Genomic DNA, 17690 nt, shown 5'->3' with positions numbered 1-17690 from the left:
CGGAGCCAAAGCGTTCGGGCGCAGGCGCGGCGCGCTAGGCCGCGGCGGCCTCCAGCAGGCGGTCGGCGGCGGCGCGGGCTTCGGCGGTGACCTCGGCGCCGGCCAGCATGCGGGCGATCTCCTCGCGGCGATGCAGGGTGGCCAGCGTGTTGACCCGGGTGACGACGCGCTTGCCGCGATCGAGCGCATCCTTCGAGATCAACAGATGCTGGTCTGCCCGCGCGGCGACCTGCGGCGCATGGGTGACCGCCATGACCTGGACGCCATGCGCGAGCCGGGCCAGCCGGGCGCCGATGGCGTCCGCGACGGCGCCACCCACGCCGGTGTCGATCTCGTCGAACACCAGGGTCGGGGCCGAGCCGCGATCGGACAGCACGACCTTCAGCGCGAGCAGGAACCGCGACAGCTCGCCGCCGGAAGCGACCTTCATCATCGGGCCCGGCCGCGTGCCCGGGTTGGTCTGGACCCAGAACTCGACGCGGTCGATGCCTTCCGGCCCCGGCGCGTCCGCGTCGCTATCGACCTGGGTCATGAACTTGGCGCGCTCGAGCTTGAGCGGGCCGAGTTCGGCAAGAACGGCGCGGTTCAGCTTCTCCGCCGACTTGGTGCGCGCTGCCGACAGCTTGGCTGCCGCCGCGGCATAGCGGGAGTCTGCACCGGCCGCCGCGGCCTCGAGCTTCTTGAGCTGCTCCGCACCGGCATCGATCAGCACGACATCGGCGGCGTATTTGGCGGCCAGCGCGGCGAGCCCATCGACCGGCGTCGAATATTTGCGCGCGGCCGCCCGCAGCGCGAACAGCCGCTCCTCGATCCGCTCCAGCTCCAGCGGGTCGAAATCGGTCGCCGCGAGCGCCGCCGTCAGATGCTGGTCGGCCTCCTCCAGCGCGTTGATCGCGGCATCCATGGCTTTCACGGCGGGATCGACCAGCGCCGGCGAGCTCACCGCGCGCCGCTCCAGGCGGCGGACCGCGGCCGCCAGCGCCGCGATCGGCGACTGGTTGCCACTGACCGCATCCTGGGCGTCACGCAGATCGCCGGCAATCTTCTCGCCCTGCATCATCGCGGTCCGCCGGGCGGCCAGCTGGGTCTCCTCACCCTCCTTCGGCGCGAGCTTCTTCAATTCGTCCGAGGCATGTCGCAGATAGTCAGCCTCGCGGGCGGCGCGCTCCATGCCGGCACGATGCTGCTCGAGCGCGGTGACCGCCATCCGGCGGGCCGCGAACAAGCTCTCGACAGCCGCGACATCCTTCTCGAGGCCGGCAAAGGCATCCAGCAGCCGGCGGTGGGTGGCGGCATCGACCAGCGCCCGCTCATCGTGCTGGCCGTGAATCTCGACCAGCGTGGCGCCGATCGCCTTCAAGGTCTGCACGCTCACGGATTGATCGTTGATGAAGGCCCGGGTGCGCCCATCGCCGTACTGCACACGGCGCAGGATCATCTCGCCGTCAGCGTCGAGGCCGTTGGCGGCCAGGATCCGGGCGGCCGGATGATCCTTGCCGATCTCGAACACGGCCGTGACCTGGCCCTGGTCGGCACCATGTCGCACCAGGCTTGCATCACCGCGGCCGCCGAGGGCCAAAGCGAACGCGTCGAGGAGGATCGACTTGCCGGCACCGGTCTCGCCGGTCAGCACCGCAAGCCCATCGGAAAACTCGAGATCGAGTCGTTCGATCAGGACGATGTCACGGATCGACAGTCGCGCCAGCATGGAACCGAGGTCCTTCGTAACGGGGCAAAAGGCCCCTGAGCGAACGACTCGATGCTAGCAGCAATTCGAGAACAAAACAAGAATATAGAACAAAGCGGGATCAGCGAGAACTGATCCTGAGAGTTCGCTCAGCCCAGACCGAGCTTCTTGAAGGCACGCGAGATGTAGGAGCCCTTGTTCTCCTCCGGCTCGACGCCGCCGGACTTCACGAGATTGTAGGCGTCCTTGTACCACTTGCTGTCCGGGAAATTATGCCCGAGCACGGCAGCCGCGGTCTGAGCCTCGCCGACGATGCCGATCGTCATGTAGGCCTCGGTCAACCGGAACAGAGCTTCCTCGACGTGCCGGGTGGTCTGGTACTGGGTCACCACCGTCTTGAAGCGATTGATGGCCGCGGTGTAGTCGCGCTTCTGCATGTAGTAGCGGCCGACGTCCATCTCCTTGCCGGCGAGCTGGTCGCGGGCACCTTCCATCTTCGCCTTGGCGCTGGTGGCGTATTCGGAGTTCGGATATTTGCGCACCACCTCCTCGAGAGAGGCGATCGCCTTTTCGGTACGGCCCTGATCGCGGCTGATGTCCGGGATCTGGTCGTAGTGGGACGCGGCGATCAGGTATTGCGCATAGGCAGCGTCGGGGCTGCCGGGATGCAGCGTCACGTAGCGCGAAGCCGCGCCGATACAGCCGTCATAGTCGCCGGCCTGATATGACGCGTAGGCCGACATCAGCAGCGATTTGCGCGCCCAGTCGGAATAGGGATGCTGGCGGTCGACCTCTTCGAACTTCTTGGTCGCGGCCTTGACGTCCTTCTTCTCGTTCATGAGGTACAAGCCCTCATTGTAGAGCTTGTCCGCTGGCACATCGGCGAACGTATCGTCCTTGGCCATGAACTTGTCCCACAGCGCACCGGTGCCGCATCCCGCCAGAGGCAGCGCAAGCACGGCCAACGACGCCGCAAGCCGCAGATGGCGGCCAGCCGGGATGACGGAGGAACGGAGTTCGCGCGTGAGACGCTGGTTCGACATGCTGCTTTGGAACCCGATGCCTGTGGTTTGATCTACGCCGCGCATTATGAGCGCCGTCTCATGAACGCGAAGGAGAAGTCCGGCGCGGATTACGCTGCCCCGGCCTCTCTATCTGAAAAACCATCATCGACCAACCGCATAGGCAGCCAATTCGCCCGGATTAAGGCGAGACCTGGACGACGGTATCGGAACGTGGTTAGCGCTGAAAAAGCCTTCGTAGCGCTCAAAATGCCTTGGGAAAACGCGCAGATGCCTCCACAACGGAGGAGTCGCGACGCGCCTGGAAACGCGCAGTCACGAAAATATTGGTGACGACATTCTGCCACGGGTAACCGCGCCATCTGGCGCCAGAGCGTGCAGACGGATCGAAGCTCTCAGGACACGTCGGGCCCGAAGGCCGGGGCGATCATGCCACCGACCATGCCGCCAGCGACCTCGGCCGCAACGCGCGGACGGCGCACCGTCTCGCCCTCGACCACTCGCCAAGCCGTACGATCCGCCATCAGCGCGGTGAGCACGGCATGATTGAGCTTGTGGCCGCCGCGCACCGAGCGATAGGTGCCGAGCATCGGCAGGCCGGCCAGCGCCAGATCGCCGATCGCGTCGAGCACCTTGTGGCGGGCGCATTCGTCGGCGTAGCGCAGGCCTTCCGGGTTGAGCAGGCGCTCCTCGTCGAACACGAGCGAGTTCTCGAAGGAGGAGCCGAGCGCGTATCCGGCGCTCCAGAGGCGGGCGACGTCGCTCATGAAGCCGAAGGTCCGCGCCCGCGCGATCTCGCGGCGGAAGCGCTCCGGATTGAGCTCGAAATTATAGGCTTGGCGGCCGATCACGGTGTTGGCGAAGTCGACTTCGATTTCGACGCGGAAGCCGGTGGCATTCGGACGAAGCTCGCCGCTGGAGGCGCCCATGGTGACCTGAACGGGCTTCAGGACCTGGATGTAGCGACGCGGAGCGGACTGATTGATGATCCCGGCCTGGTCGATGGCGGCCACGAACGGTGCAGCGCTGCCGTCCATAATCGGAACTTCGGGTCCGTCGATCTCGATCAGGGCGTTGTCGACGCCCATGCCGCGCAGGGCGGACAGAACATGCTCTGCCGTCGCGACGAGCGGGCCATTGCGGTCGCCCAGAACGGTGGCAAGCTCGGTGGAAATGACGGAATTGAAGGCCGCCTTGACTTCCCGATCAGCCCCGTCGAGGCCGGTCCGGACGAACACGATACCGCTGTCGATCGGCGCCGGCCCAATGGTCAGGCTCACGGGCGTGCCGGAGTGCACTCCAATACCAGTGACGGTGGCTTGTGATCGAAGCGTTGTTTGCCGGCTGAATTTCATCGACTATCGCCCAAGACCCCACCTGATCGTCCCGCCGGCCGCCCCTCGCGAAACCGACTCACTTTCAGGCATCCCCAAGTCACGACAGACCTTACCGACGGCCCCAAAGAGCGCCAACTCACGCTTCTTTACGGATTGTTACCCCATCTCTGCCGTATTTGCGCCAACCCTTAACCGATTTGGAACGTGGCTTTCACCCTCCTCGTTCCCCATCCAAGCGCCGAAAGAATAATTAATCATTTAAAATCAGTTAGTTGAACACTCATTCATCGCATGCTGCAGCGCACTAAAAAGGCCCGACTCTCGCGAGCCGGGCCTGTTCAGCACCTTCGGGGCTGTAACAATTCTCAGGTTGCCTGCCGGCGGAGGAAGGCCGGGATATCCAAATGGTCGTCGCCCTGTGGCGCCGGCGACACAGGTGCCGGACGGCCATGAGTGTCCAAGCCCTGCGGAGCAGGACGGCGGGCGTATTCGGAGACAGGCGATTCGTGGCTCGCGATCTGCTGGGCAACGTTCCGCTGCGGCTTACGGTCCGGCAGCGGTGGCATTTGCGGCATCTGCGGCATCGCGGGACCTGCGTTACGGGTCGAGATCGGCTGCTCGTTGTCCTCGTCGCGACGGCCGAGGCCGACATTGGCGAGACGCTGCAGCAGCGACATCCGGGTCTTCTGCGGATGCTCGTCGCCTTCGTCGCCCCTCGCCTGCCGGATCTCGGCCTGCGCGGGCATCGGCAGATCCTCGAACTTCGGCATCCGCGGCGCGCGCGTGGGAACCCGCTCCGCGGCCTGCGGAATGAAGGTCTCCGGCGGCGCGGCCGGCTCGACCGGAGCGACACGCTGCGCTTCAGGCTCGGGGAACAGCGACGGCTTCTGCGCAATAGGCCGCACGGTCACGTCGCCATACGATGCCGGCTGCACCGGTGCCGTCGGCGCGGGCTCGCTCGCCATGGCGGCGGCCACCGCGGCCAGCGTCTCGCGCTCGAGGTTCGGAGCCGGGCGTTGCACCGGCGGCGCGACTGGCGCGGGCGCCGCAACGGCCGGAGCCTGCGACGCCTGCTGCTCGAGCTTGGCGGCGCGCTCGGCCAGCCGCTGATTGTCCGCGCGCAGGCGCGCGGTCAGATCAGCGAGGCGGCTTTCGGGGTGTCCCGCGTGAGCGGTCGGGGCGGCGGCAATCGGAGCGACAGCCGCCGCCGGCTGTGCAGTCGTCGTGACGCCGCGGTTGAACTGCGCCTGCTCGATGCCGGTGGCAACGACGGAGACGCGGATCAAGCCGTCGAGCGATTCGTCGAAGGTGGCGCCAACGATGATGTTGGCGTCCTGGTCGACCTCTTCGCGGATGCGGGTCGCGGCTTCATCGACCTCGAACAGCGTGAGGTCCTTGCCGCCGGTGATGGAGATCAAGAGGCCGCGGGCGCCCTTCATCGAGGAATCATCGATCAGCGGATTGGCGATCGCGGCTTCCGCCGCGGTCAGCGCGCGCTTCTCGCCGGAGGCCTCGCCGGTGCCCATCATCGCCTTGCCCATCTCGCGCATGACGGCGCGGACGTCGGCGAAGTCGAGGTTGATCAGGCCTTCCTTGACCATCAGGTCGGTGATGCAGGCGACGCCGGAATAGAGCACCTGGTCGGCCATCGCGAAAGCATCCGCGAAGGTCGTCTTCTCGTTGGCGACCCGGAACAGATTCTGGTTCGGGATGATCAGCAGCGTGTCGACGACCTTGTGCAGCTCGGAGATGCCCGACTCCGCGGTGCGCATGCGGCGCGCGCCCTCGAAGTGGAACGGCTTGGTGACGACACCCACGGTGAGGATGTTCATCTCGCGCGCGGTCTTGGCGATGACGGGGGCTGCACCGGTGCCGGTTCCGCCGCCCATGCCGGCGGTCACGAACACCATGTTGGCGCCCGAGAGATGATCGCGGATCTCGTCGATCACCTCCTGCGCGGCGGCAGCGCCGACGTCCGGCTGCGAGCCGGCGCCGAGGCCCTGCGTCACCTGCGTGCCCATCTGGATGATGCGCTGCGCCTTCGACATGGTCAGCGCTTGGGCGTCGGTGTTGGCGACGACGAAGTCGACACCCTGCAGGCCGGCCGTGATCATGTTGTTGACGGCGTTGCCGCCCGCGCCGCCGACGCCAAACACGGTGATCCGGGGCTTCAGCTCGTGGATATCAGGAGGGGTAATAGTGAGTGCCATGGGTGCCTCTCGAGTCACGCGCGCGTGGGTTCGCCCCGGCCGCCGGCCGTGGGTGGTGTTGGTGAAAATGGCATGGTGCGGAAAACGGTCATCAGAAGCCCTCGCGTAGCCATCGGCCGACCTTCCCGAAATATCCGTCCGTCCCTGTCCCAGCCTGCCGCGTATGCCGCGGTTCGACGTGTTCGAGGTGCGCATATTGCGGATAGACCAGGAGCCCGGTCGGAACCGCAAAGGCTGCGTTCTTGGCCTCGTTGGGAAGGCGGCCGAAGCCGAGCGGGCGGCCGATGCGGACCGGGCGGCCGAGGATCCGTGTCGCGAGCTCGACCAGACCCGTCAGTTGGGAGGCGCCTCCGCTGAGGACGACGCGCGCCTTGGGTTCTGCCGCAAAGGGCGAATCCTTCAGCCGGTCGCGGACCATTTCAAAAATCTCCTCTGCGCGGTGCCTGACGATGTTCGCGATGGTGGCGCGGGACACGATCTGCGGAACATCCCGCTCGTTGTCACCCGCCGTCGGAACAGACATCAACTCACGCGCGTCGGACCCGCCAGTCAGCACCGTGCCATATAACGTCTTGATTCGCTCGGCATCTGCAATGCACGCTGATAGTCCGCGCGCAAGATCCATGGTCACATGATGCCCGCCGAGCGCAAATCCGGAGGCGTGGACGAAGCGCCCGCCGGAATAGATCGCGATCGTCGTGGTGCCCGCTCCCATCTCGACGACGGCCGCACCGAGATCGGCCTCGTCGTCGGTCAGCACCGAGAGCCCGGCAACATACGGGCTCGCCGCCATCGCCTCGACGTTCAGGTGGCAGCGCTCGACCACCAGCATCAGGTTCTTGGCGACGGTCGCGTCGGTCGTGACCACGTTCATATCGACGCCGAACTGCCGGGCCAGCATGCCGCGCGGATCGCGAATGCCCTTCACGCCGTCGAGCGTGTAGCCGACGGGAAGCGCGTGCAGCACCGACCGACCTTCGCCGGTAGCGTGGTGCATGCCGGTGGAGGTGACGCGGCTGACGTCCGCCTGAGTCACGGCGCCGCCGCGGATGTCCGAGGTGGCCTCGATCAGATGCCCCGTCAGGCGACCACCTGCGACCGGCAGCAGCACCGACTCGACACGCACCTTGGCCATGCGCTCGGCCAACGCGACCGCCTGGCGCACGGCCTGCTCGCACTCGACCGGATCGACGACGGCGCCGGCCTTGACGCCACGCGACTGGATCTGGCTGTAGCCGATCAGCTCCACGGCATGGGTGCGGCCGCGCAGCGCATCGCTCGGCGGCGCCGGCTTCAGCCGCGCGATCATGCAGGCGATCTTGCTGGTGCCGACGTCGAGCGAGGCGACCAAAGCGGTGCGCTTCTGCGCCATCGGGCGCGTCTTCGGGGTCTGGCGATCGAAGCCGGTCATGCGTCACCGGCCTTCTTCTTGGACTTCTTGTCCTTGAACAGCTCGTCGCGTGCCTTCGCGGCATCGTCGCCGAGCTGCACGGTCAGCCGGTCCGACAGCCGCATGTCGATCGCGACGATGTCGCGCGAGAACAGCTTGTCCTCCTGGTCGAGCTGGCTCAGCGCCGCCAATGCATTGCCGACGTCGTTCTCCGGCAGGCGGATATCGAGACCGTCCTTGGTGCGCAGGTTCCAGCGGCGCTCACCGACGAAGATCGCGGCCTTGGTCACGGCGCGCACCTGCGGATAGCGCGCGAGCAGCGCCAGGAAGTCGCGGGCCCTGCTCTCGGCGCCCTTGCCGACGACGAGCGGCAGGGTGAGGAAGCGGCGCGACACATATTGTTCGAGCACGGCACCGTCATCGGCGATCACCGAGAGCCGGCCGTCCTGCTGCCACAACGCGAACGCCTTGCGCTCGACGATGTCGATCTGCAGCTGGTTCGGAAAGAATTTCTGCACCGTCGCTTCGGCGATCCACGGGTTGGCCTTGAGCTTGTCGCGAACGGCTGCGGCGTCGAGGAACAAGAGCGACGAGCGGCCGGAGACGCCGCCGATGGCGAGCACCTCGTCCTGCGTGAGCTGCTTGCGGCCATTGATCGCGACCGCCGTAATGCGAAACCCGGCCGCGTTGGCCAGCGCGTTGCGGGTGTCGGCGAAGGCGATGCTGACATCCTGGGCGTGACCGCCCTTGACGATGCCGAGCCAGACACTGCCGAACAGCAACCCTACCGTCGCAATGGTGCCGAGCCGGCGCGGCAGATAGCGCTCGACGAAATCCACCACACGTGGCGGCGCGTCGCGCTCGACCATCGGCGCCAGCGCAGACTGCATCTGCGCACGATCCTTGCGCGTGGACCTGCCGTGCAGATCCTTCTTGCGCTCTCGCGACAGTTTGAAGCGCGGAAGACGGGCTGAGACATACTCGCGCAGCAGGATTGCCGCGCCAAGGGCAGCGGCTTTGAGGTCAGCTTGAGGCCTCTGCGTTCGAGCGAGGCGTCCTGCACCATCCATTGCACGAGCTCATCAACTGTTGCGCCCGCAGATACTCGCGGACCCACGCCCACGGTCTCGACAGGCCGGACACTCGTGACCATCCCAATGCGGTTCGTCACGACAGCTCGACCCGGCAGCCGAGCACCACTGAGGCGCCAGCGTTAACCTTCGGACGTCCTGGTAAACAAAAAGTAAAATAGGTCCGGAGAGGCGATTTTTTTCTCCGATTTATGAGGACCTTGCCCGAAATTCTTAAGCATTTTACGGGTTACAGGAACCTCCGGGGGACGCCGGGCCGGGTTCCCCCGGTGCGACTACCGCACATTTTCAACGGCGGAGGCGGCGCTCCGCCAGGGCGATCTGCTGCTGCAGGAAGTCGACGAAGGGGATGCCCTGCGCCGCCAAGGCCTTCGGATAGAGCGAGGCGGCGGTCAGTCCCGGCAGCGTATTGGTCTCGAGATAGACCGGGCCATTGGCCGAGACGATGAAGTCGGTCCGCGAATAGCCGCCGCAGGACAGCGCGCGATGCGCCTTGATCGCCTCCGCCTGCAGGGCCGCCGTCACCTCCGGTCTGAAGCGCCCCGGACAGATCTCCTTCGTGGCCGTCGCGAGGTACTTCGCGAAATAGTTGAAGGCGCCGTCGGCCGGCAGGATCTCGATCGGCGGAAGCGCGATCAGCGCGCCATCGGCCTGTTCGAGCACGCCGCAGGTCGCCTCCGTTCCGGTGACGAACGGCTCGATCAGATACTCCTCGGTCGCCGCCGCCGCCTTGACGGCGATGAGGTCCTGTTTGGCGTTGACGAAGATCAGCCCGAAGCTCGAGCCGTCCTTGACGGGCTTGGCGATCAGCTTGCCGCAACGCGCGAGCGCGGCTTCCGCATCGTCGAGCACCACGCCCTCGGCTACCGTGACGCCGCCGAGCACGGCAAAACGCTTGGCGGCAACCTTGTCGAAGGCGAGATGGGAGGACGCCGACGCCGAGCCGGTGAACGGCACGCCGCGCATCTCACACATCAGTTGAAGCTCGCCATTCTCGGCGCGTCCGCCATGGAGTCCGAGAACCAGGAGTCGGTCTTCCGCGCGGGCCCGATCGAGCGCCTCGGCCAGCGTACCGATCCCCACGCCATCGGCCGTGAACGGCTCCTCGAACGGCTTGGCATGGGCGACCAGCGCCGGGCCGCTCGCCCGATGCACGGTGTCGTCGGCTTCCCAGAACCAGAGGTCGGCCTCGGGCAGCGCGGCGTGCAGGGCCTTGGCGGTGGCGACCGAGACGAGGCGCTCCTTGTTAGAGCCGCCGAATAAAATCGTGGTGCGCATCAATGGTTTCTCGATCGATCTCAAAACGCGGTTGCGACAACGCGGACTTCACGTGAACCCGCAAGCATCAGCTCGCGTTGAGTCCAATCCGCTTGATCTCCCACTGCAGCTCGATGCCCGAATGAGCCTTGACGCGCTCGCGCACGGTTTCACCGAGGGTCTCGATATCGTCGGCCGTAGCGTTGCCGGTGTTGATCAGGAAATTGCAGTGCATCTCCGAGACCTGGGCGCCGCCGACCTTGAAGCCGCGGCAGCCCGCGGCATCGACCAACTTCCAGGCCGAACGCCCCGGCGGGTTCTTGAAGGTCGAGCCGCCGGTCTTCTCGCGGATCGGCTGCGCGGTCTCGCGATGCGCCTGAACCTCGGCCATGCGCGCGCGGATCGCCTCGGGTGACGACGGCGTGCCGCGGAAGCGTGCGGCCGTGAAGATCAGCGACGGATCGGCGCCGCTCGCGCGATAGGTGAACTTCATCTCGGCATTGGTGAAGCGATGCGTCTCGCCCTGGCGGTCGATCGCGGTCGCTTCGATGAGAATGTCCCTGGTCTCGCCGCCATTGGCGCCGGCATTCATCCGCAAGGCGCCGCCGATGGTGCCGGGGATGCCGAACAGGAATTCGAGACCAGCCAGATTGGCGGACGCCGCGACCTCGGCGACGCGCTTGTCGAGCGCCGCGGTGCCAGCGGAGACGACGTCCCCCTCTGCCTTGACTTCACCGAAGGCGCGAGGCGCTAGCCGGATCACGACGCCCGGCACGCCCCCGTCGCGCACGATCATGTTGGAGCCGACACCGATGACGTAGACCGTCAGATCGCCCGCGAGGCGCTTCAGAAAGTAAGCGAGGTCGTCGGCGTCAGCCGGCGTGAACAGCACCTGCGCCGGTCCGCCGACGCGAAACCAGGTCAGCGGCGCGAGGCTTTCGTTGGCGAGCAGACGCCCGCGCAATTCAGGCATCGCGGCCTTCAGATCGGGCGTGATGTCGGGGAAGCCCACTGCCCTACCCCAGCGCCTTGAGCTCGTTCGGCAGCGCGTAGGCCCATTGTGTGATGTTGCCGGCCCCGAGACACACGACGAGATCACCCGGCTTGGCGAGATCCTTGACGATGCCGGCGAGATCGGCCGCCCTGGGCAGCGGCACCACGTCGCGATGGCCGTGGGCGCGCAGGCCGAGCACGAAGTGATCGCGGTCGATGCCCTCGATCGGCGCCTCGCCGGCCGGATAGACATCGGCGACGACGACGGCATCGGCATCGTTGAAGCAGGTGCAGAACTCCTCGAACAGCGACTGCAGCCGGGTGTAGCGATGCGGCTGCACCACGGCGACGACCTTGCCGTTGGTGGATTCACGCGCCGCCTTCAAGACGGCCGCGATCTCCACCGGGTGATGGCCGTAGTCGTCGATCACGGTGACGCCATTCCACTCGCCGGTGCGGGTGAAGCGGCGCTTGACGCCGCCGAAGCCCGCAATCGCCTTGCGGATCGCCTCGTCGGACAGGCCAAGCTCTCGGGCCACCGCAATCGCGGCCGTTGCGTTCGAGGCGTTGTGCCGGCCCGGCATCGGCAGCACGAGGTCGGAAATCTCGTGCGTCGCGCCGCTCTTACGGTCGCGAAAGATGACCTTGAACGCCGAGCCGCCGCCCATCGGCGTGAGATCGACCAAGCGGACATCGGCCTGCGGGTTCACGCCATAGGTGATGATGCGGCGGTCCTCGATCTTGCCGACCAGCGCCTGCACCACCGGGTGATCGATGCACATCACGGCGAAGCCGTAGAACGGCACGTTCTCGACAAAGGCGCGGAACGCATCCTGCACGGCATCGAAGGTCTTGAAGTGATCGAGATGCTCGGGATCGACATTGGTGACGATGGCGACATCCGCCGGCAGCTTCAGGAAGGTGCCGTCGCTCTCGTCCGCCTCGACCACCATCCACTCGCCACCGCCGAGCCGCGCATTGGTGCCATAGGCATTGATGATGCCGCCGTTGATCACGGTCGGATCGAGGCCGCCGGCATCCAGCAGCGCCGCGACCATCGAGGTCGTCGTTGTCTTGCCATGGGTGCCTGCGATCGCAACGCAGCTCTTCAGCCGCATCAGCTCCGCGAGCATCTCGGCGCGGCGGACGACCGGAATGCGCTGCGCACGCGCGGCCATCAGTTCCGGATTGTCGCGCTTGATCGCGGTCGAGACGACGACGACATCGGCACCCGCGACGTTCTCGGCCGTGTGGCCGACGCTGACGGTGATGCCCTTCTCGCGCAGACGCGCGACGTTGGCGTTGTCGGAAGCGTCCGAGCCCTGCACCGTGTAGCCGAGATTGCACAGCACCTCGGCGATGCCGCTCATGCCGATACCGCCGATCCCGACGAAGTGGATGGGTCCGATCTCGCGCGGCAGTCTCATGAGGGCATCCCGTCCATGGTCTCGCGGGGAGCGGGGTTGAGCCCGACCGCCCGAATCATGCGCCTTTCATGCAAGACATGGCAGGCCGGGACAAGCCCGCAAAAACCGGAAAAACCACGAATTTTCAGTCGCTCCGCCCGGATTTTGGCCGATTTTGGCCGTCCCGCTCAGAGCCCGGCCGTCTTCAGCACGAGGTCGGCCAGCCGCTCGGCGGCATCGAGCCGGCCGGCGGCACGCGCGGCCTGGGCCATGGCGGCGAGGCGCGACGGCTCGGCCGCGAGCGACGAGATCTCCGACGCCAGCCGGTCGGACGTGAAGTCGCTCTGTACGATCCGGATCGCGGCATCGACCTGCGACAGCACGCCGGCATTGGCGAACTGGTCCTGATCGATGGCACCGGGCAGCGGCACCAGGATCGAGGGCCGGCCGATCGCGGCGAGTTCGGCGACCGTGCCGGCGCCGGAGCGCGAGATCACGAGATGATTGGCCGCGAGCCGCGCCGGAAGATCGGTGAAGAACGGCTGCAGCTCGGCATTGATCTTGAGCCGGTCGTAGACCGCGCGCACCCGCGCCATGTCCTCCTGGCGGACCTGCTGGGTCAGCACCAGCCGGCTCCACAGCGCCGGCTCCAGCCGTTCGATCGCGCCGGGAACGATGTCGCTCATCACCCGCGCGCCCTGGCTGCCGCCGACCACGAGCAGCCGCAGCGGGCCGGAGGTCTCCGGCGCGGCGTACGGCACGGCCGCGGCTTCGAGGATCGCCGGCCGCATCGGCGTGCCGACCGTTGTGGTCTTTCCGGCCAGTGCCGGATCACGGTCGAGCACGCCGGGCAGCGAGGTCGCGATCGCCTTCACATGCGTGGATAGAAATCGGTTGGCGCGGCCGAGTACGGCATTGGCATCGTGGATCAGGCTGGGCACGCCGGCGAGCCGCGCCGCCAGCAGCGGCGGCACCGTCGGATAGCCGCCGAAGCCGATCACGGCGGCAGGCTTGAGCCGCCGCATCAGATTGAACGCTGCCAGCGTCCCTGTGCCGAGCAGCAGCGCGGTGCGTGCCAGCGCCACCGGCGAGCGGCTGCGCACCGTCTCGCTCGGCACCACGTCGATCATGTCCTTGGTGAACAGGCCGCTGTAGCGCAGTGCGCGCGCATCGGTGACGAGGCGGACGCGATAGCCGCGCTTGATCAGCTCGACGCCGAGCGCTTCGGCGGGAAACAGATGGCCGCCGGTGCCGCCGGCGGCCAGCAGGATGAGAGGCGCAGTTGAGGTCATGCGCTGATGTTTACAGCCAATGTGTCGTCATGGCGAGCCGGCCCGGCGTTAGGCGTAATTGCGCAGCGCCCCCGCCGCGTCTGTCACCTCGGCCTCGATCCGCGGGCGCTGACGGGTCAGCGCCAGCATCATGCCGACGCCGTAGGCGAGCGACACGATCGACGAGCCGCCATAGGAGATGAACGGCAGGGTCATGCCCTTGGCGGGGATCAGCTGCAGGTTGACCGAGATGTTGATGGCAGCCTGGATGCCGAACAGGATCGCGAGGCCCGAGGCCGCGAAGCGCGAGAAGCCGTCCTCGGTGGCATAGGCGCGCGACAGTGTGCGGATGACGATGAAGCCGAACAGCGCGACCAAAGCGAGACACAGGATGATGCCGAACTCCTCTGCGGCCACCGCGAACACGAAGTCGGTGTGGCTGTCCGGCAGGCTGCGCTTGGCGATGCCCTCGCCGGGTCCGAGCCCGAACCAGCCGCCATTGGAGAACGCCTCCATCGCGGTGTCGACCTGGAAGGTGTCGCCCGAGGCCGGATTCATGAAGCGCTTGATGCGCCCAGCCACGTGCGGCACCAGCAGATAGGCGCCGAACAGTCCGGCGGCCGCAGCGCCCGCCAGGCCCGCGACCCAGATCATGCGCATGCCGGCGATGAAGAACAGCGAGCCCCACACCATCAGGATCAGCATGGTCTGGCCGAAATCCGGCTCCATCACCAGGAGCGACACCAGCATCAGCAGCAGCACCAGCGCCATCGTCGTCGCCGGCATGTCGGGCCGCCGCGCCGATTCCGAGAACAGCCAGGCGGCAACGACGACGAAGGCGGGCTTCGCCGCCTCCGAGGCCTGGATGTTGACGCCGACCAGCGTGATCCAGCGCCGCGAGCCCTTCACCTCGGGGCCGACGGCGAGCGTCAGCACGATCAGCACGATGGCGATTGCGAACGCCACCAGCGCGGTGCGCCGGATCTGCCGCGGCGACAGGAAGGACACGCCGATCAGCACGATGAAGGACGGCAGCAGGAACAGGACGTGACGGTTGAAGAAGTGGAACGGATCGAGCCCGATCCGGGTCGCGACCGGCGGACTCGCCGCCAGCGACAGGATCACCCCGCACAGCATCAGCGCGAGGATCGCGCCGAGCAGCGGCTTGTCGACCGTCCACCACCAGTCCGACAGCGGATTGCGTTCTTCGCGGGAGAGCATCGGGCGACCACCTGAGGCCTGAAGGAATCAGCCCATTGGCGCCCAGGATGGTTATCGAAGGGTTAAGGACCTCTCGGCTGTCGTCCCGGACAAGCCGTGACGCGCGCAGCGCGTCGCGGCGCCGATCCGGGACCCATACTCCGCGGCCGTCGTGATGGGCAAAGAGCCAATGGCCGGCGTGCCTCAAACAGCTTCCTGGGGGTATGAGTCCCGGCGTTCGCCGGGACGACAGCGGTGCATGCTGCCTAAACGACCTTCTCCACCCCCGGCAGCGCCTGCACCAGATCGCGGAAGCGGGTGCCGCGGATCTCGAAATTGCGGAACTGGTCGAAGGAGGCGCAGGCCGGGGACAGGAGGACGACGGCCTCCTTCAGGCCTGACTCCTCCGCATCCGCGGCCGCCTGCGCGACCGCGACCTCGAGTGTGCCGGACATGGCGTGCGGCACCCTCTCCCCGAGCGTGGCGGCGAACTCCGTCGCCGCCTCCCCAATCAGGTAGGCCTTGCGGATGCGCGGGAAGAAGCCGGTCAGGCTGGTGATGCCGCCGGCCTTCGGCTTGCCGCCCGCGATCCAGAAGATGTCGGCGAAGGACGACAGCGCATGCGCGGTCGCATCCGCGTTGGTGCCTTTGGAGTCGTTGACGAACAGCACGTTGGCGCGGCGGCCGACCTGCTCCATGCGGTGTGCGAGGCCGGGAAAGCTGCGCAGCCCCTGCTGCAGCACATCCTGCTTCACGCCGATCGCGAGCGCGGCAGCGGCGGCGCAGGCGGCGTTCTGGGCATTGTGCTGGCCGCGCAGCGAGCCGATGCCACCGAGCCGTGCGACCTCGCTGCGCGCGCCGCCGGCGCTGCGCACGATGGTCTCGTGCTCAGTGTAGAGCCCGTCGGCCAGCGGGTTCTTCACCGAGATGCGCACGACGCGCTTGCCGGCCTGGTCGAGCCGGTCGGCAATGGCCCGGCAAAAGCCGTCATCGACGCCAACGATCGCGGTGCCCGCCGGTTGGACACCCGCGACCAGACGCTCCTTCACCGCGGCGTAGTTCTCGATCGTGCCGTGGCGATCGATGTGATCCTCGCTGACATTGATCAGGATGCCGACGCTCGGATCGAGCGAGGGTGTGAGATCGATCTGGTAGGACGACATCTCGATGACGTGGACGCGGCCCATCCGCGGCGGCTCCAGCGACAGGATCGCGGTGCCGATGTTGCCGCCCATCTGGGTGTCATAACCGGCGACCCGCATCAGATGCGCGATCAGCGCCGTCGTCGTCGACTTGCCGTTGGTGCCGGTGATAGCGACGAACGGCGCATCCGGCGCGTGGCGCTTGCGCTCGCGGCAGAACAGCTCGATGTCACCGATCACCTCGACGCCGGCCTCGCGCGCTTTCAGCACGCTCCAATGCGGCACGGGATGGGTCAGCGGCACGCCCGGCGCCAGCACCAGGGCGGCGAAGTTCGCCCAGGAGACGGTGCGCAGATCGGCGGTGATGAAGCCGGCCTTCGCCGCTTCCGTCATGCGATCGGCGCCATCGTCGGCCGCGATGACCTCGGCGCCGCCGGCCCGCAATGCATGGCACGACGCCAGCCCCGAGCCGCCGAGTCCAAACACGGCGACGGTCTTGCCGGCAAAGGAGGTGACGGGGATCATGTCAGCGCAGCTTCAAGGTCGAGAGACCGACCAGCGCCAGCATCACCGAGATGATCCAGAACCGGATCACGATCTGCGGCTCGGTCCAGCCGAGCTGCTCGAAATGGTGATGGATCGGCGCCATCTTGAAGATGCGCTTGCCGGTCAGCTTGAACGAGGCGACCTGCACGATCACCGACACGGCTTCGAGCACGAACAGGCCGCCGATCACAGCCAGCACGATCTCATGCTTCACCGCGACCGCGATCGAGCCAAGCATGCCGCCGAGCGCGAGCGAGCCGGTGTCGCCCATGAAGATCGAGGCCGGCGGGGCGTTGAACCAGAGGAAGCCGAGGCCCGCGCCGAGCACCGCGCCGCACAGCACGGCGAGCTCGCCGGTGCCCGCGACATAATGGATCTGCAGATAGTCGGAGAACACAGCGTTGCCGGCAAGATAGGCGATCAGGCCGAAGCTCGCGGAGGCGATCATCACAGGGACGATGGCGAGACCATCGAGGCCGTCGGTCAGGTTGACAGCATTGCCGGCGCCGACGATCACGAAGGCGCCGAAGATGACGTACATCCAGCCGAACTTGAAGATGAGGTCCTTGAAGAACGGGATCGCGAGCCCCATCGATGAGGGATCGCGTCCCAGCCGGACCAGCGCATAGCAGGCGACCAGCGCGATCGCCGCCTCGATCAGCAGCCGCGCGCGCCCGGCGAAGCCCGAATGCGACTGCTTGGTGACCTTCAGATAATCGTCATAGAAGCCGACGAAGCCGAAGCCGAGCGTCACCGCCAGTACGATCCAGACATAGGGGTTGAGCGGATTGGCCCACAGCACGGTCGAAACGACGAGTCCCGACAGGATCATCAGCCCGCCCATCGTCGGCGTGCCCTTCTTGCTGATGATATGCGATTGCGGCCCGTCGGTGCGGATCGGCTGCCCCTTGCCCTGGCGCAGCCGAAGATGATCGATGATCCAGGGTCCGAACAGGAACACGAACAGCGCGCCGGTGACCACCGCGCCGCCGGTCCGGAACGTGATGTAACGGAACACGTTGAGCAGCCCGCGAAACGCCGACAGGCTCGGAAACGTATTCGTCAGCTCGATCAACCAATAGAACATCCGACCCGCCTATGCCGCCTCACCGGGACCGAGCGCGCAACGCCCAAAGTC

General features: G+C 66.7%; 13 protein-coding genes. All 13 read right to left on the bottom strand.

Translation table 11 applies throughout. The features are described 5' to 3' along the window. Positions 1 to 34: 34 nt before the first annotated feature. The 13 genes from recN to mraY all read right to left on the bottom strand — a co-directional run bounded on the left by recN (position 35) and on the right by mraY (position 17639). The gene (recN, locus tag ACQR1I_RS07050) at positions 35 to 1708 is read right to left on the bottom strand and encodes a DNA repair protein RecN (RefSeq protein WP_434869000.1); all 1674 of its coding nucleotides are present in this window, start codon (positions 1706 to 1708) and stop codon (positions 35 to 37) included. Between the two features lie 128 nt (positions 1709 to 1836). After that, positions 1837 to 2730, bottom strand: coding sequence for an outer membrane protein assembly factor BamD (locus tag ACQR1I_RS07045; RefSeq protein ID WP_434869001.1), 894 nt, complete (start codon positions 2728 to 2730; stop codon positions 1837 to 1839). A 374-nt stretch (positions 2731 to 3104) separates the two neighbouring features. Beyond that, positions 3105 to 4064 (bottom strand): UDP-3-O-acyl-N-acetylglucosamine deacetylase, encoded by a 960-nt coding sequence (gene lpxC / locus ACQR1I_RS07040; RefSeq protein ID WP_434869002.1) that lies wholly within the window; start codon positions 4062 to 4064, stop codon positions 3105 to 3107. 347 nt (positions 4065 to 4411) lie between these two features. Next, a complete protein-coding gene (ftsZ, locus tag ACQR1I_RS07035) occupies positions 4412 to 6256 on the bottom strand; it encodes a cell division protein FtsZ (RefSeq protein WP_434869003.1) in 1845 nt (614 codons plus the stop codon). A 91-nt stretch (positions 6257 to 6347) separates the two neighbouring features. Beyond that, on the bottom strand, positions 6348 to 7667 hold the full coding sequence (ftsA, locus tag ACQR1I_RS07030; protein WP_434869004.1) for a cell division protein FtsA: 1320 nt from the start codon (positions 7665 to 7667) through the stop codon (positions 6348 to 6350). After that, entirely contained in the window at positions 7664 to 8716 is a 1053-nt protein-coding gene (locus ACQR1I_RS07025; protein ID WP_434888713.1) for a cell division protein FtsQ/DivIB, read from the bottom strand. Before ACQR1I_RS07025 ends, ftsA begins: the two co-directional genes overlap by 4 nt. Before the next feature lie 309 nt (positions 8717 to 9025). After that, entirely contained in the window at positions 9026 to 10015 is a 990-nt protein-coding gene (locus tag ACQR1I_RS07020; RefSeq protein WP_434869006.1) for a D-alanine--D-alanine ligase family protein, read from the bottom strand. 67 nt (positions 10016 to 10082) lie between these two features. Further along, the gene (gene murB / locus ACQR1I_RS07015; protein WP_434869007.1) at positions 10083 to 11006 is read right to left on the bottom strand and encodes a UDP-N-acetylmuramate dehydrogenase; all 924 of its coding nucleotides are present in this window, start codon (positions 11004 to 11006) and stop codon (positions 10083 to 10085) included. 4 nt (positions 11007 to 11010) lie between these two features. Beyond that, positions 11011 to 12414: a UDP-N-acetylmuramate--L-alanine ligase gene (murC, locus tag ACQR1I_RS07010; RefSeq protein ID WP_434869008.1), complete on the bottom strand. Its 1404-nt coding sequence runs from the start codon at positions 12412 to 12414 to the stop codon at positions 11011 to 11013. 167 nt (positions 12415 to 12581) lie between these two features. After that, entirely contained in the window at positions 12582 to 13685 is a 1104-nt protein-coding gene (gene murG, locus ACQR1I_RS07005) for an undecaprenyldiphospho-muramoylpentapeptide beta-N-acetylglucosaminyltransferase (RefSeq protein ID WP_434869009.1), read from the bottom strand. A 48-nt stretch (positions 13686 to 13733) separates the two neighbouring features. Continuing rightward, on the bottom strand, positions 13734 to 14885 hold the full coding sequence (gene ftsW, locus ACQR1I_RS07000; RefSeq protein WP_434869010.1) for a putative lipid II flippase FtsW: 1152 nt from the start codon (positions 14883 to 14885) through the stop codon (positions 13734 to 13736). Between the two features lie 245 nt (positions 14886 to 15130). Then, complete coding sequence (gene murD, locus ACQR1I_RS06995) at positions 15131 to 16531, bottom strand: UDP-N-acetylmuramoyl-L-alanine--D-glutamate ligase (protein WP_434869011.1); 1401 nt, start codon at positions 16529 to 16531, stop codon at positions 15131 to 15133. A 1-nt stretch (position 16532) separates the two neighbouring features. After that, positions 16533 to 17639 (bottom strand): phospho-N-acetylmuramoyl-pentapeptide-transferase, encoded by a 1107-nt coding sequence (mraY, locus tag ACQR1I_RS06990; RefSeq protein WP_434869012.1) that lies wholly within the window; start codon positions 17637 to 17639, stop codon positions 16533 to 16535. Between the last annotated feature and the right edge of the window lie 51 nt (positions 17640 to 17690).

Source organism: Bradyrhizobium sp. HKCCYLS2038 (assembly GCF_051167655.1).
Classification (GTDB): Bacteria; Pseudomonadota; Alphaproteobacteria; order Rhizobiales; family Xanthobacteraceae; genus Bradyrhizobium.
Note: the sequence above shows the minus strand (reverse complement) of the source record. Positions and strands in the feature narration are given on the sequence as shown.

Excerpts from the sequence above, each read along its gene's own strand:
- murG (WP_434869009.1), bottom strand. The coding sequence starts at position 13,685 with ATGACCTCAACTGCGCCTCTCATCCTGCTGGCCGCCGGCGGCACCGGC.
- ftsZ (WP_434869003.1), bottom strand. The coding sequence starts at position 6,256 with ATGGCACTCACTATTACCCCTCCTGATATCCACGAGCTGAAGCCCCGG.
- mraY (WP_434869012.1), bottom strand. The coding sequence starts at position 17,639 with ATGTTCTATTGGTTGATCGAGCTGACGAATACGTTTCCGAGCCTGTCG.
- lpxC (WP_434869002.1), bottom strand. The coding sequence starts at position 4,064 with ATGAAATTCAGCCGGCAAACAACGCTTCGATCACAAGCCACCGTCACT.
- ACQR1I_RS07045 (WP_434869001.1), bottom strand. The coding sequence starts at position 2,730 with ATGTCGAACCAGCGTCTCACGCGCGAACTCCGTTCCTCCGTCATCCCG.
- murD (WP_434869011.1), bottom strand. The coding sequence starts at position 16,531 with ATGATCCCCGTCACCTCCTTTGCCGGCAAGACCGTCGCCGTGTTTGGA.
- ftsA (WP_434869004.1), bottom strand. The coding sequence starts at position 7,667 with ATGACCGGCTTCGATCGCCAGACCCCGAAGACGCGCCCGATGGCGCAG.
- recN (WP_434869000.1), bottom strand. The coding sequence starts at position 1,708 with ATGCTGGCGCGACTGTCGATCCGTGACATCGTCCTGATCGAACGACTC.
- ftsW (WP_434869010.1), bottom strand. The coding sequence starts at position 14,885 with ATGCTCTCCCGCGAAGAACGCAATCCGCTGTCGGACTGGTGGTGGACG.
- murC (WP_434869008.1), bottom strand. The coding sequence starts at position 12,414 with ATGAGACTGCCGCGCGAGATCGGACCCATCCACTTCGTCGGGATCGGC.
- ACQR1I_RS07020 (WP_434869006.1), bottom strand. The coding sequence starts at position 10,015 with ATGCGCACCACGATTTTATTCGGCGGCTCTAACAAGGAGCGCCTCGTC.
- ACQR1I_RS07025 (WP_434888713.1), bottom strand. The coding sequence starts at position 8,716 with ATGGATGGTGCAGGACGCCTCGCTCGAACGCAGAGGCCTCAAGCTGAC.